This is a genomic window from Stenotrophomonas sp. SMYL89 (assembly GCF_036319985.1).
In the GTDB taxonomy this organism is placed as follows: Bacteria; Pseudomonadota; Gammaproteobacteria; order Xanthomonadales; family Xanthomonadaceae; genus Stenotrophomonas; species Stenotrophomonas maltophilia_Q.
This window is the reverse complement of the sequence record NZ_JAWIRW010000023.1, coordinates 1-14855: the sequence shown is the minus strand read 5'-3', so window position 1 is coordinate 14855 and position 14855 is coordinate 1. Positions and strand designations below refer to the sequence as shown.

General features: G+C 68.3%; 9 protein-coding genes. 2 read left to right on the top strand and 7 right to left on the bottom strand.

From position 1 onward, the window contains the following. Positions 1-206: 206 nt before the first annotated feature. The 6 genes from V3B41_RS18720 to V3B41_RS18695 form a co-directional block, all read right to left on the bottom strand. Complete coding sequence (locus V3B41_RS18720; RefSeq protein ID WP_295548345.1) at positions 207-743, bottom strand: hypothetical protein; 537 nt, start codon at positions 741-743, stop codon at positions 207-209. After that, complete coding sequence (mrcB, locus tag V3B41_RS18715) at positions 740-3178, bottom strand: penicillin-binding protein 1B (protein WP_295548337.1); 2439 nt, start codon at positions 3176-3178, stop codon at positions 740-742. The genes V3B41_RS18720 and mrcB overlap by 4 nt, the downstream gene beginning before the upstream one ends. 84 nt (positions 3179-3262) lie before the next feature. Then, positions 3263-4315: a glycosyltransferase family 2 protein gene (locus V3B41_RS18710; RefSeq protein ID WP_329861776.1), complete on the bottom strand. Its 1053-nt coding sequence runs from the start codon at positions 4313-4315 to the stop codon at positions 3263-3265. 74 nt (positions 4316-4389) lie between these two features. Further along, entirely contained in the window at positions 4390-5280 is an 891-nt protein-coding gene (locus V3B41_RS18705) for an NAD-dependent epimerase/dehydratase family protein (RefSeq protein WP_329861775.1), read from the bottom strand. Between the two features lie 62 nt (positions 5281-5342). Continuing rightward, complete coding sequence (locus V3B41_RS18700) at positions 5343-6914, bottom strand: hypothetical protein (protein ID WP_100443657.1); 1572 nt, start codon at positions 6912-6914, stop codon at positions 5343-5345. A gap of 30 nt (positions 6915-6944) precedes the next feature. Continuing rightward, positions 6945-9101 (bottom strand): bifunctional (p)ppGpp synthetase/guanosine-3',5'-bis(diphosphate) 3'-pyrophosphohydrolase, encoded by a 2157-nt coding sequence (locus V3B41_RS18695; protein WP_197620742.1) that lies wholly within the window; start codon positions 9099-9101, stop codon positions 6945-6947. Between the two features lie 130 nt (positions 9102-9231). Here V3B41_RS18695 and V3B41_RS18690 point away from each other — a divergent pair, with 130 nt between their 5' ends. After that, a complete protein-coding gene (locus tag V3B41_RS18690) occupies positions 9232-9768 on the top strand; it encodes a hypothetical protein (RefSeq protein ID WP_005410728.1) in 537 nt (178 codons plus the stop codon). 111 nt (positions 9769-9879) lie between these two features. Here V3B41_RS18690 and hrpA read toward each other — a convergent pair whose 3' ends face one another. Then, positions 9880-13962, bottom strand: a complete 4083-nt coding sequence (gene hrpA / locus V3B41_RS18685; RefSeq protein ID WP_329861774.1) for an ATP-dependent RNA helicase HrpA — start codon at positions 13960-13962, stop codon at positions 9880-9882. An 86-nt stretch (positions 13963-14048) separates the two neighbouring features. Between hrpA and V3B41_RS18680 the strand changes: the two genes are divergently transcribed. Continuing rightward, complete coding sequence (locus V3B41_RS18680; protein WP_006439098.1) at positions 14049-14597, top strand: Dps family protein; 549 nt, start codon at positions 14049-14051, stop codon at positions 14595-14597. Positions 14598-14855 lie beyond the last annotated feature (258 nt).

Sequence of the window (14855 nt, the reverse complement as noted above, 5' to 3'; positions counted from 1 at the left end):
CCGGCCGGGCGCTGCCCGGCACCCGTTTCAAGCCAGAGCAACAGCAAGAACAAGAGCGTTGTTCATGGCTCTGGGTTGTACTGAGGGTTGGCGGGGGACTGTGGGTTTGCGGGGACGCCGTGAACCCACCCCGCCCGGCCAAGCGCGGCTTTTGCTTCACGCGGCCAAACAGCCAGCCACGAGGGGCTGCGCCGTTGGCAGGAAACCTAGTACCGCTTGATCCCAGGCACAGTGCAGCCTTCCAGCTGCGCATGCGCCGACACCGCATTCTCCTTCTCGCCCCGTGCCAGGCGCGACTGCTCGATCGTCGCCCAGTGCCGGCGGCACAGCGGCCCCGTCTTCGAGCCCAGGTCGACCGCCTTGCGTGCGAACGTCTCCGCCTGCGCCCACTGCCCCTGCAGCAGCGCCAGCTCGGCACGCTCCTGCAGCACCGCCGGATCGCCAGCGACGATCTCCAGTGCATGGTCCAGGCTGCTGGCGGCACCGGCCAGATCGTTGGCCTGGCGTTGCGCCTGCGCGGTCACCCGCAGGTCTTCCACCTGCGAATCACGCAGCGGCTGCACCGACAGCTCCTTGTCGTCCGGGCCAGCGGCGGCGTCCACTGCCGCCAGGCGCTGCGCCGGCGTCGTGGTATCGACCGGCTTGACCACCGGCGGCGCACTGGTCACGCAGGCGGCCAGGACCAAGCTGAGGCCGGTCAAGGCCAGGGGCTGCAGCAGGGATCGCATGTTCATCGGCATCATCGGCTCGGAGGAGGAGTGGCAGCGGCAGGCGCCGCGGCAGGTTCGGCAGGGGCATCCGGCTTGCGGTCCAGGCCGAACCAGCTGCGCCAGCCACCGCCCTCGCCTTCGGCCTCGCCCTGCCCGTCCGGCGATACCGCCGGTGCGCAGGGCGCATAGGCCGGCGCATAGCCGACCACGAACGGGAAGCGACGCGCTCCCGGACAGCCCTCGTCGGTGGTGTTGAGGCCGGTGGCGGCCACCGACTGCCAATCCAGGCCCTTGTTGCTGACCCGCAGCGGCGCACTGGGAAGGCGCTGGAAGATGCCCGACCAGACCCGCATCGCGCCGGTGGCGCCATACAGTCCGGCCTGCTCGTTCTGGTCGTTGCCGATCCAGATCACCGCCAGGTGATCGCCGGTGTAACCGGCATACCAGCTGTCGCGACCATCGTTGGTGGTACCGGTCTTGCCGGCGGGCTGCAGGCGGCTGAGGCCATCGGCGTTGAGGCGCTGCGCGGTACCGCTGGCAACCACCTGCTGCAGGCCCACGCTGATCAGGTTGGCGGCAATCGAGTCGCCCTCCTGCGCCGGTGCCGGGGTCTTGTCGTAACGCTTGAGCAGCTTGCCCTGCGGATCGAGCACACCACGCACCGCGTGCAGCGGCTGGATCTCGCCACCGGACGCCAGGAACTGGTACAGCTGCGCCATCGCGTACGGGCTCTGGTCGGTCGAGCCGAGGATCACTGCAGGGTTGGCCTCAGCCTTGATGCCCGCCAGCACATGGATCAGCTGGGTCACGCGCTCGGGACCGACCTGCATGCCCACGCGCACCGTGGCCTGGTTGTAGGAGTGCGCCAACGCATCGATCAGGCGCACCGTACCGTGGCTGCGGTTGTCCGCGTTGCCGGGGTTCCAGTTGCGGCCGCGGCCGAGCTGCACGGTCACCGGTGAATCATCGACCCAGCTGGCCAGCGAGTAACGATCCGGCTGCGCCAGCGCCAGCAGGTAGACGAACGGCTTCAGCAGCGAGCCGACCGGGCGCTGTGCTTCGATCGCGCGGTTGAAGCCCACCTCGGACACTTCACGGCTGCCGATCACCGCCAGCACGTCACCGTTGTGCACGTCGGTCAGCACCATGCCGGCCTGCAGTTCGGGACGGCGCTTGCTTTCCAGCGACTTGATGGTGCGGGTCACCGCGCCTTCGGCATAGGCCTGCGCGGACGGCGACATGCCGGTCATCACGCTCAGCCCGGCGCCCTGCAGCGCCGATTCCGGATAGTCATGGCCGAGCTGGCGGCGAACCAGGTCCACATAGGCCGGGAAGCGGTTGGCCGCCACCAGGCCTGGCGTCTTGGGCACGCCCAGCGGCGCTTTCAGCGCACGCTGGTACTCGGCATCGTCGATCAGCGTCGCCTCGTGCAGCTTGCCCAGCACGAAATTGCGGCGATCCAGCGCGCGTTCCGGATTGCGCCGCGGGTCGTAGAAGGACGGGCCCTTGACCAGGCCGATCAGCAGCGCGATCTGCTCGGTTTCCAGCGACTGCAGGTCACGGCCGAACCAGAACTCGGCGCCGGAAGACATGCCGTGGATGGCCTGGCTGCCACGCTGGCCCAGGTACACCTGGTTGAGATAGGCCTCGAAAATGGTGCGCTTGTCGTAGCGCGCTTCCATGATCAGCGCGTACAGCACTTCGTTGAATTTGCGGGTGACCGTCTGTTCCTTGCCGATCCCGAGCAGACCGCTGCGAGCCAGCTGCTGGGTCAACGTGGAAGCACCCTGGCGACTCTGGCCACCGGAGCGGATCGTCACCCACACCGCGCGCGCAATGCCGGACAGATCGATGCCGTGGTGGCGGTTGAAGTCCTTGTCCTCCACCGCCTGCAGGCCGGTCACCAGCAGGTCCGGCGCCTCGTCCATGCGGATCAGGCGGCGTTCTTCCTGCTTCTGCCCGTACAGGGTGGCAATACGTGCCGGGTCCAGGCGCGCAGCCTTCAGCGCCTTGCGGTTGTCGGCGTCACGCAGCGAGGCGACCGCACCGTCGGCCAGCGACAGTTCCAGCCGGCGCGGTGCGACGCGGCCATCCACATCGTTGTAGCCACGGCTGGAAATGACGAAGCGCCCGCCGTTCACCGCATAGGTGGCCGGCTCCTTGCCCTGCCCGTCATCGCGGTAGGCGGATGCGGCGAGCTCGGTCTTCAGGGTCGCCGCGTCCATCGCCTTGCCCGGCGTGAGCACCAGCGGGCGGGCGTACACCCGGGTCGGAATCTGCCAGCGAAGTTCGCCGAAGCGCTGGGTCACCTGTTGGTTCAGGTACAGCGTATAAGGGATCAGGAAGCCCAATCCCAACGCGACCGCAGCCATGCTCCAGGTGATCAGGCGACGCCGCCACAGCGGGCTGTCGTCCTGCTGGTCGTCGTCGAAATCGTCGATGTCGTCGGAATCGTAGCGTCGGGGCACGGGGATGCAGGCAGGTAGGGTCTGGCGAGTCTAACGCAGGCGCCGCGGTGGCTGGCAGGCGATGGCCCGCGGTTTCACTGCAGTTCAAGCAGCGCGCGGCACCCGCCACCCGGCCCAGGCGCCCGCAAGCGCCGCCCAGCCCCCTTTCCAGCCGCCCCCCGCCAGGCAGACGTTGGCCAGGCGTGCGATCAGCCGCGGCGCATCATGGGCGATCCAGCCTGCCGGCACGTCCGCGCGGCGATACAGCTGCAGTCGCGACCAGGCCATGCGCCAGGCGAGCGCGTGAAGTCCCTGGAAGCGCTCCGGCGCCACCACTACGCCGCGCTGCCCCAGCAGATCGGCCAGGGCAAGCAGGCGCCCGGCAGTGCGCTGGCGTGCCTGCGAATCGAACAGATCGAGATGGCGCAGGCGTTGCAGGAAACCGCGGCGACTGGCTCCGATCTGGTTGTTGCCATGCTGCCGGTAGTCGATGGTCGGTTCGGCCAGCATGTCCAATCCTCCACGCAGCGATGCGTGGACCGCCAACCATTCGTCGTGGCTCCAGCCCGGCGGGACCGGCAGCGATTCGGCCAGCAGCCTACGGCGCAGCGCACAGGTGGCACCGGTGATGAAGTTGCGCAGCAGGATCGCGTCGATCGCAAGGCCCGAGCGTTCCAGCTCGACCTCGGCCGGATGGACCACCAGTACCTCCAGCAGCTGGTGGCCCAGCGGCGCGCCCTGCGCGTCCACCAGCCGCGCATCGCTGTGCAGCAGCAACAGGCCCGGGTCGGCGTGGAAGCGCTCCACGTAGCTGCGGACACGCCCCGGATGCCAGACATCATCCTGGTCGCAAAGGAACAGGATGTCGGCCTGGCAACGCATCAGTGCGTCGGCGAAATTGCGCACATAGCCGAGATTGCGCGCGTGCTGGACGATCTCGACACGGATGCCCAGCGCCTGTGCGCGCGGTACGAAGGCCCGCAGCAGCGGTAGCGTCTGGTCGCTGGAACCGTCATCGCCGATCATGACTTCGTTCACCGGAAGATCCTGGTCCAGGATGCTGTCCAGCTGCGCCTGCAGGTAGCGCGCACCGTTGTAGGTGCACAGCGCGACGCCAATGCGCTCGGCAGGGGCCGATCGGGATGGCGCGTCAGGCATCGAACGTACTCGCGGAAACAGGGGCCGGGGGATGGTAGCAGAGCCCCCACTTGGCGGATGGATACGGTGGCTGGCTAGCCGTTGCCGGGATACGCAGCGATCCGCTGCAGGGCCTGGGCCGCGCTCATCGGTCGCCATGTGTTCGCGTCAGGCTGGAACGGCCGCGGATGTACGCCCAGCAGCGCCTGAAGCGGGCCGTTGTCCGCAATCAGATCCTGCTGCAGGCGTGACACCGGACCACGCGCTCGCGGCAGCACCGCAGCGAGGCCTCGCAGTGCACCGCCCGGCAACGGCAGCGCCAATGTTGGCTGTGCCAGGCTGGCGTGCACGCGGCGGAACATCACGTGGTACGGCAGGCGCTCGCCACCGCCGATTTCCAGCACGCGCGCCGACGCTGCTCCGGTGGCGATGCAGGCCACCACGGCGCGGGCGATATCGTCGGCATGCACCGGTTGGCGCAGGCCTCCCACCAGCGGTATAGGAAACAGGCGCAGACGCAGTGCACGCTGCACGATCGGGGTGATGCTGCGGTCGATGCCGGCCCCATAGATCAGGGTTGGCCGCAGGATCGTCCACGCCATGCCAAGTCGCTCGGCCTGTGCGATCAAGCCCGCTTCGCCCCGCTGCAGCATCGCCACGACGTCCTGCTCATCGGCCTGCTCGGAATTCTGCTTGCTCAACACGCTCATCGAACTGGTGGCGATGACCTGCCGCGCCGGAGCTGCCGTCTGCCGCGACAACCACTGCGCCAATGCTTCAAGGGGGCCGAAGCTGGCGATGGCCTGCCAGTCCGGAGACGGCACGCTGTCCAGCGCAGCCGCCAGGTCCCCGCACAGCCACTGCACGCCGTCCTGTACCGGTTGCGGTTGCCGGCTCACTGCCTGTACCCGCCCATGCGCCTGCACCAGGCGTGGCAGCAGGAACCGGCCGATCTGGCTGGTGGCTCCGGAAACAAGGACGGTCATCGGCACTCCGTGGGGATGTTGCGAGGGGAGCTACTATAGCGGTCCCTGCGGCAGTGGCGGGCTCAGGGCGACGACACCCCGATGTCGCGCAGGCGCTGCCGCAGCTGCTGGTACTCGCTGCTGGAAGTGCCAACGCCAAGTTCGCCCGCCTGCTGGAGCGCACGTTCGGCAAAGGCAACATCGCCATTGCCCAGTCGCTCGCTGCCGATCGCCAGCCAACGCTGGGCGAGGCGCTGGCGGGCCGCGGGCAGGCCCCCGGCAGTGGGAGCCAGCGTCTGCCAGGCCTGCAGGCAGGCACCTGCAGCCTGCACCCGGTTCTGCCGCAGGTTGTCGTCGAAGCAACGGCGACTGGCAGGCAACAGGCGCGCGGCAGCGGCCTTCACCCGTGAATCGCGCGGTGCCAGCGCCTGAGCTTCGCGCAGGGCATCAAATGCGCTGTGTCCCGGCGGGCTGATCCACTGGCCTGCGCGCTCTGCGCGTTCGATCCGGCGCAGGTGATCGCGCAGCTCGCGTTCACGCTGCGCGTTGCTCACTGCGGGCTGCTGCAGTGCCTCCCGGGCCTGCCGTGCACGCTGCAGGCGCTGCGCCAGTTGCTGTTGTGCCGCCAGCGAAGCGCTCAGTGCTTCCGCCAGCGCGGCATCACGCTGCGCCGCCTCGAACTGGAAATCGTCGGCCTGGACCTGGCTTCGCGCCAGTACCGCCTGCAGCACCTGCTCGCGGCCCCGCTGGGCAGTGGGATCATCCGGCGCCACCGCCAGCACGGCCAGGAACCCCTTTGCGGCACTCTCCAGCTGCTGTCGCTGCAGTGCGCGCTGCGCCTGCCGCAAGCGCTCATCGACCGCCCGTGCCAGCGCCTCCTGGCTGGCGGGCAGATCGGCGTGGCCTGCGTCGAACAGTCGCGCGCGCTGCAACGTCGCAGCGGCTTCAGCCAGTTCCCCGCGTCCGGCCAGCGTGCGCGCGTGCTGCAGCAGATCGCTCAGTGCGTCCTCGCGACCCTCCAGTGCAGGCAGGTTGTCCGGCTGCAGTGCCAGGATGCGCTGGAACAGCGGCAACGCACTGCTGTCGCCATCGTCCAGCCGGCCGGCTGCGAACGCGTTGCGGGCTTGGGCCAGCAACGCGCCGATACCGGCGCCGGCACTACGCCGCGCCTGCAGTTGCCGGGCAACGGCGTCGGCGTCGCCCTGCGGCACCTGCAGCTCGCGGGCCAGCGCCAGTGACTGCGCGCTGCCCTCAAGATCGTCGCCCTGCAGCTTGTCGCGGGCCTGCTGCAGGGCCGCCGCTGCGGTTCGTGCAAGGCCCTGGCGGGCCTGCGGCCGATCACCATCCAGTGCCAGCACCGCCTGGTAGCGCTCGCGCGCACCACTGCCGTCAGCCGCACTCAGCCGGCCGGCGGCGAGCGCACGATCACCTTCGACCAGCAGCTGTTCGATCTGCGGCTCGTCCCAGAACCAGTCGGCCAGCGGCTTGCGCAGCAGCACCAGCAGCACGAACACCGCCAGCGCCGCGACCAGCGCCCAGCGCCAGACCCGCCGTGCATGGCGTGCCTGCAGCCACCACCAGCGGCCCTCGCGGCGGACGCGATCCAGCGCAGGATGTTCAGCGCCATGCGGGCGATGCGGAGGCTCGCGTTCCATGCGTGCAGGGTAGCCGGGGCAGCGTGAAGCTCAGCCGAGGCGACGCGCCTCGCTCACGCCCGGCAGCGCGTCCAGCTTGCCCAGCAGGTTCGACAACTGGCCGTAGTCGCTGACCTTCAGCCGCAGGCGCAGATGGGCACGGCCACTGTTGCGCACGTTGTCACTGTGGATGTCCAGCACGTAGGCGTCTTCCTGGGCGATCAGGTTGGTGATGTCCTTCAGCAGCCAGCGGCGGTCGACCGCATCGACCACCACGTCCACCTCGTAGCCGCCCCCGGCCTGGCCCCATTCCACCGGCAGGATGCGCTGCGGGCTGGTGGCCGCCAGCCGGGCCAGCGCGGCACAGTCTGCCCGGTGCACGGTGACACCGCGGCTACGGGTGAGGTAGCCGACGATCGGTTCGCCGGCCACCGGCTGGCAGCAGCGCGCCAGCTGCACCAGCAGGTTGCCCACGCCCTGCACCGTGAACTTGGACTTGCCCAGGTTCTCGCGGCGGGCGGTCGGGCGCGGAAGCGTCGGCGCAGGGGCCGGCTGGCTGGCCGCGCGCTCTGCTTCCAGCAGGGTACGGCTGACCTGGTTCGGGCCGGTATCGCCCAGCGCCACCTGGATGTAGAGGTCATCAACGCTGTCGGCGTGGAACTTCTTCGCCGCCACCGCCAGGTCCGAATGCTGCAGCCCCAGGCGCTTCAGCTCGCGCTCGAGCAGTTCGCGCCCGGCCTGCACGTTGCGCGCGCGGTCCAGCTTGTGGAACCAGCTGCGCACCTTTTCGCGCGAGCGGTTGCTGGCCAGAAAGCCCAGCGCCGGCATCAGCCAGTCGCGACGTGGATCGGCCTCCTTGCCGGTGAGGATCTCGACGCGGTCGCCGCTGCGCAGGCGGTAGGTCAGCGGCACGATGCGGCCGTTGACCTTGGCGCCACGGCAGCGGTGGCCCACCATCGTGTGTACCTGGTAGGCGAAATCGAGCGGCGTGGCCCCCTGTGGCAGGTCCAGCACCTCGTCCTTCGGGCTGAGCGCATAGACCCGGTCCTCGGTCAGCTCAGCGTCGAGTGCCCCGGCCAGCTCATTGCCCTGCCCGTCCTGCGCCTGCTCCAGCAGCTGGCGCATCCAGGTGATCTTGCGATCGAACGACTTTTCCGCGCCCTTGCCGCCTTCCTTGTACTTCCAGTGCGCGGCCACGCCCAGCTCAGCCTGCGAATGCATCTCGTGGGTGCGGATCTGCACTTCGATCGTGCGCCCTTCCGGACCGACCACGGCGGTGTGCAGCGAACGGTAGTCGTTGGCCTTCGGGCGTGCGATGTAGTCGTCGAACTCGCTCGGCACCGGCGCCCACAGCGCATGCACCACACCCAGCGCGGCGTAGCAGGCGGCGACGTCGTCGACCATCACCCGCACCGCGCGGATATCGTACAGCTGGTCGAACGCCAGCCGCTTCTTCTGCATCTTCCGCCAGATGCTGTAGATGTGCTTCGGGCGGCCACTTACTTCGGCATGGATGCCCTGTGCGGCCAGCTCGCGCGACAGCTGCTTCTTCACGTTCTGCACGTAACGCTCGCGCGCCACGCGGGTTTCGTCCACTTCACGCGCGATGCGGCGGTAGGTCTCCGGCTCCAGGTGGCGGAACGCCAGATCCTCCAGTTCCCACTTCAGCTGCCAGATGCCCAACCGGTTGGCCAGCGGCGCGTGGATGTCGCGGGTCAGCTGGGCCAACGCCCGGCGCTGTTCGTCGTCCAGCTTGTCGGCAGCGCGCATCCTCGCCAGCTGCCGGGCCAGCAGGATCGGCACCACGCGCAGGTCGCGGATGATCGCCAGCAGCAGGCGGCGCAGGCCCTCGCTGTTGCGCCCGGCCTCCCGGCCAGCATGCAGCGCCCAGACCGGATCGGCGGCGTCCTGGCCGTCGAGCAGGCCGATCACCGCCGCCTTGTGGTTGCCCAGCGGCAGCCGGTCCAGGCTGGCACGCAGGCCGGGCAGGTCGAACAACAGCGCGGCGACCACCGCGCCTTCGTCGGCCGAGAGCATCGACAGCGCATCGAGGGTATCGCCCAGCACCGACCAGCTGGCGCGCATCTGGTGGTCGCACTCCGGTGCTTCCCAGTGCTCGCGCAGGGCCTGGCGCAGCGGAGCGGGCAGCACCGCTGCGGAGGGACGGTTCAACAAGGCATCCAGGCCGGGGACAGAAGCGCGGTTCACAGCATCGAGCAGGCAAGACAGAGGTTCCTACACTAGCGCCGGCGCCGTTCAGGGACAATCACCGCGGCCACCATCACCCGGCATGAAGACATGCCGCTACACTCGCGGGCAAACCCAGGAGAGTTCCGCCATGCCCTCGATCGCCCCGCGTTTCCGCCCACGGCTGCTGGCCTGCGCCGCACTGCTGCTGTCCCTGTCGGCGCCTGCGCTGGCCCAGCGCGTGGTGGACGGTGACCTGCAGCAGCAGATGTCTCCGACCGAGTTCAAGGCGGCCGGCCTGGACAAGCTGAGCGCGCAGGAACTGGCCACGCTCAACCGCTGGCTGCAGGGCAAGGTCGAAGCGGCGACGACCCAGGCGGTAGCGGCGGTACGCGAAGAAGCCCGCGAACAGGGCCGCCAGGAAGTGATCGTGAAGAACCGCGGTTTCTTCGATTTCGGCAGCAGCGAGCCGATCACCGGCGTACTGCAGGGCGAGTTCCGTGGCTTCGGCAAGGGCCGTGTCTACGTGTTGGACAACGGCCAGGAATGGGAGCAGACCGACAGCACCAGCGTGGTCGGTGTGCGCAAGCAATCACCCAAGGTCAGCATCAAGCCCGGCGTGATGGGCGTGTGGTACATGAAGGTGGAAGGCGTGAACAGCCAGCCCAAGGTGCGCCGCTCCAAGTAACGCCGCGGCTTTACCTGTAGAGCCGAGCCCATGCTCGGCTGCTTTTCGATGCACCGTCATCATCCATCGCGGGAAGCAGCCGAGCATGGGCTCGGCTCTACAGGAGGGGGGCTACGCCTGGCGCAATGCGGTCACCCGCTGCGCCAGCTTCTTCGCCGAAATGCCGGTGCGCGCGCCCAACTCCTGCGCAAACAGCGACACCCGCAGCTCTTCCAGATCCCAGCGCAGCGCCTGCCATTGCGGGCGATCGCGCAGGCCCTGCTGCTCGCCCACCTCCAGCGCTTCCAGGAATGGGTGCAGCTCCAGCATGCGCGCCTGATCACGCGGCGGATCACGCTTGGCACGCTCGGTGCGCAGGATCATCGCCTTCAGGTAGCGCGGATACTGCGCCAGCGCGTCGGCCGGCGTATCGCGCAGGAAGCCAGGATGGATCAAGCCGGCCAGCTGCGCCTCCATGTCGTCCAGGTTGCCGCGCGCCCAGCCCATCAACGGCGCCTCCAGCATCGGCTTCAGTTCCGCCACCAGCGCCAGGATGGACTCGGCCAGTTTAAGCCGCGACATCGCCTCGCCGAACAGGGCCTTGGCAGCATGCTCGCGTCGATGCTCAAAGGCAGCCGCATCGCGGATGTCTTCCAGGCCCTCGGCCAGCACTGCGTTCATCGCCGCATCGACCAGGTCGCCGCGCAGGCGTTCCTGTGATTCGATCGCGGCATACAGCAGGCCGGTCTTGGCGCCCACCGGCAACTGCTTGCGTGCCTGCTTGACCTTCTCGGCCAGGGCGATCTCCAGCAGGCGGCGCACGCCCAGCGGATGAGCCTCCTGCGCCTGCTGCCGATCGGCGAAGATGCGCAGCGCTACGCTGTCACCCTCGTCCAGCAGCGCCGGATAGGCCGGTACACCGGCTTCGCCGGGCACCTGCAGTGGAACCGGCGTGGCCGGGAACGTACGCAGTCCATCGGCCGCCATCTCGCGACCGGCGCGTGCAGCGAAGGCATCGCCCGCACGACCGCCGAACGTCGCGCGCAGTGCGTCCAGATCACGCGAGGTCGCCAGCACCTTGCCCTGCTCGTCGCGCAGCCGCAGGTTCATGTGCAGGTGCGGCTCGATCGAACCGGGCTCGAAATCGAGCGCGGTCACCGTGGCGCCGGTCGCGCGTGACAGGAAGCGCGCCAACTCGCCGGTGATGGCATCGGCGCTGGGCTGCGGGAACGCCTCGAAGAACGCGCGTCCGAAATCCGGGGCCGGCACATAGTTGCGGCGCATTGCCTTGGGCAGGCTGCGGATCAGTGCAGAGGCCTTGTCGGCCACGAAGCCCGGCGCCAGCCAGCCCAGCTGCACCGGATCCAGTGCATTGAGCAGGTGCAGCGGCACGTCCAGGGTCACGCCGTCGTCGTCTGCACCCGGCTCGAAGCGGTAGTGCAACGGCAACCGCGCCTGGCCCAGCGCCAGGTACTTCGGGTAGCGCTCCTGCTCGCTGCCTTCGCCGGGCAGCAGGTCGGCCAGCGACCAGTGCAGGGTCTTGCGCTGTTCCAGCGCCAGCCCCTTCCACCAGGAATCCAGGCCCGCGGCCGAATGGATCTGCGGCGGTACGCGGTCCAGGTACCAGCGTGCCTGCCAGTCCTCGTCGGCAACGATGCCGGCGCGGCGCAGCTTCGCTTCTTCCTCGCGGGCGATCTCCAGAACTTTCTGGTTGTCGGCCACGAAACTGGCGCGGGTATTGATCTCGCCGGTCACCAGCGCCTGGCGCACGAAAATGTCATGCGCCTCGCCCGGTTCGATGCGGCCGTAGTGCACAGGTTTCTTTGGTGCCAACACCAGGCCGAACAGGCTGATCTGCTCGGACGCCAGCACCTGGCCCTGCGCGCGCGACCAGTGCGGGTCAAAGTGCTTGCGCAGCAACAGGTGAGGCAGCTCGGCGATCACCCAGTCCGGCTCGATCGCGGCCAGGGTCATGCCCCACACCTTCTGCGTATCCAGCAGGTTGGCCACCAGCAGCCACGGCGGCGGGCGCTTGGACAGCGCCGAGCCCGGGAACGGCAGGAAGCGACGCTGGCGTGGCGCCTGGAAATCGCCCTTCTCGGTGCGGTGACCGATCTGCGTCGGCAGGCCCGCCACCAGTGCACGGTGCAGGGTCTGGTAGGCAGTGGCACGCACGCGCTCGCTGAAACCGCCGCCAGCCGGCGCCTGTTCCTTCTGCGCACGCACCGCCACCGGGGCCGTTGCGGCCTCGGCCTTGCCTTCGCGGGCCAGGCGTGCCGCGCGATGCAACTGGCCACGGGTGGCCTTCACTGCGGCGGCGTCATCACGCGCTGGCGCCGGCGCGCTGCTGCCGGCCAGCAACGGCGCCATCGACGCCTCGTTGGCCTCTTCCTTCCAGCCCAGTTCCTCGCACAGCAGGCGCAGCTGGCGATGCAGCTCGCGCCACTCGCGCATGCGCAGGAAGCCGAGGAAATGGCGGCCACACCAGTCGCGCAGCTTGGACTGGGTCAGGTCTTCGTGGGCCTGCCGGTAGGCATCCCACAGGCGCAGCACGCCAACGAACTCGGAGCGGCCATCGGCGAACTGCGCATGCGCGCTGTCGGCCGCACCCCGCGCCTCCGGCGGGCGCTCGCGCGGGTCCTGGATGCCCAGGAACGAGGCGATCACCAGCATCGGCCGCAGGCAGCCGGCGGCCTGCGCGGCCACCAGCATGCGCGCAAGCTTCACGTCCACCGGCAGGCGTGCCATCTGCTTGCCGATGGTGGTCATGCGCCGCTCGGCATCAATCGCGCCCAGCTCGGTCAGCTGCTGCCAACCGTCGGCAACGGCACGCTCGTCCGGTGCTTCCAGGAACGGGAACTCCTCGATGCGGCCCAGGCCCAGCTGCAGCATGCGCAGGATCACCCCAGCCAGGCTGGAGCGACGGATTTCCGGATCGGTGAACTCTGGCCGCGCCTGGAAATCGGCCTCGGCGTACAGGCGGTAGCAGATGCCCTCGGCGATACGGCCGCAACGGCCCTTGCGCTGGTTGGCGCTGGCCTGCGAGATCGGCTCGATGTGCAGGCGGTCCAGCTTGTTGCGCGGGCTGTAGCGCTTGACGCGGGCGAAGCCCGGATCGACCACGTAGTGGATGCGCGGCACCGTCAGCGAGGTTTCGGCCACGTTGGTGGCCAGCACGATGCGCCGGTTCGGCCCCGGGTTGAACACCCGGTCCTGGTCCTGGTTGGACAGGCGCGCGTACAGCGGCAGCACCTCGGTATTGCGGTACTTGCGTCGCTCCAGCGACTGGTGCGCATCGCGGATCTCGCGTTCGCCCGGCAGGAAGATCAGCACGTCACCGCGCGAATCCAGGCGGGTGATCTCGTCGATGGCCGACACGATGGCATCGTTGACCGTGCGTTCGCCCTGGTCTTCGCCCTCGCCTTCCAGCGCGCGGTAGCGCACTTCGACCGGGAAGGTACGCCCTTCCACGCTGATCACCGGCGCATTGTCGAAATGCTGGGCGAAGCGTTCGGTGTCGATCGTGGCCGAGGTGACGATCAGTTTCAGGTCCGGGCGCTTGCGCAGCAGCTGCTTCAGGTAGCCCAGCAGGAAGTCGATGTTGAGGCTGCGTTCGTGCGCCTCGTCGACGATGATCGTGTCGTAGTTCGACAGCCAGCGGTCGCTGGCGATCTCCGCCAGCAGGATGCCGTCGGTCATGAACTTGATGCGGCTGTCTTCGCTGACCTTGTCATTGAAGCGCACCTGGTAGCCGACCAGCTGGCCCAGTTCGCTCTGCAGTTCCTGCGCCACGCGGCTGGCCACCGCACGTGCGGCAATCCGTCGCGGCTGGGTGCAGCCGATCATGCCGGCCTGGCCGCGACCCGCGGCCAGGCACAGTTTCGGCAGCTGGGTGGTCTTGCCCGAGCCGGTTTCACCGGCGATCACCACCACCTGATGATCGCGGATCAGCTCGATGATCGCGTCGGCTTCACGCGCAATCGGCAGCTGCGGGTCCAGAGTAATGGACGGCTGCTGTTGCGCCCGCACCTTGCGGCGCTGCACCGACGCCTGCAAGGCCTGCTCGAAGGTGGCGGCCAACGCCGCATCCTGTGGCTTGGCCTGGCACCGCGAGAGCATCCCCAGCAAACGGCCCCGGTCGCGGCTCATGGCGCCGTCGATGGCGGCGCGCTGTTGGCGCAGGCGGGGCGATGGATTTTTATCGATAGAGTTCATCAATCGGTTCGTTCAAAACTTTGAAAGCGACCAGTCATCACGACCGGTTTATTGTGAAGGCCAACGATTCCACAAGGAGGAACCCCATGGCGAAGACCAAGAGCACGACCAAGGCCAAGACCGGCAAGCAGAAGCTTGCGGCGGCGGCACCGTCGGCACCGAACATCGATATCGGGATCACCCAGGGCGACCGCAAGAAGATCGCCGACGGTCTGTCGCGCTTCCAGGCTGATGCGTTCACGCTCTACCTGAAGACGCACAACTTCCACTGGAATGTGACCGGGTCGATGTTCAACTCGCTGCACACCATGTTCGAGACGCAGTACACCGAGCAGTGGGCGGCACTGGACGACGTGGCCGAGCGCATCCGCGCGCTGGGCTTCAATGCCCCGGGCTCCTACCGGGAATTCGCTGCGCTGACCTCGATCGCCGAGGAACCGGGCCTGACCGACAGTGCGGACTGGCGTGAAATGGTACGCCAGTTGGTGGTCGCCAACGAAGCGGTCTGCCGTACGGCCCGTGAAGTGCTGGATGTGGCGGCCAAGGGTGACGACGCTCCGACCGAGGATCTGATGACCCAGCGCCTGCAGACGCACGAGAAGTACGCCTGGATGCTGCGTTCCCTGCTGCAGTAAGGGTTGGGGGGGGTTCGGCAGGGCTGCGCCCTGCACCCGCCGAAGCCTTCAAGCCAGAGCCAGAGCAAAAGCCAGTTTCCTGAAGGTTGGCGGAGTGGGTCCGGTTGAGGGGGACGCCGTAAACCCGTCCATGAAGTGACCCCCGGGAGTTGGACGCCAGATCCAACCCCGAGGGATACATGAACAGATACGACGCGCGTTTCAAACTGCAGGTCGCCAAAGAGGCCTGCAAGACCTCCACATCGGTCAAAGCCGTTG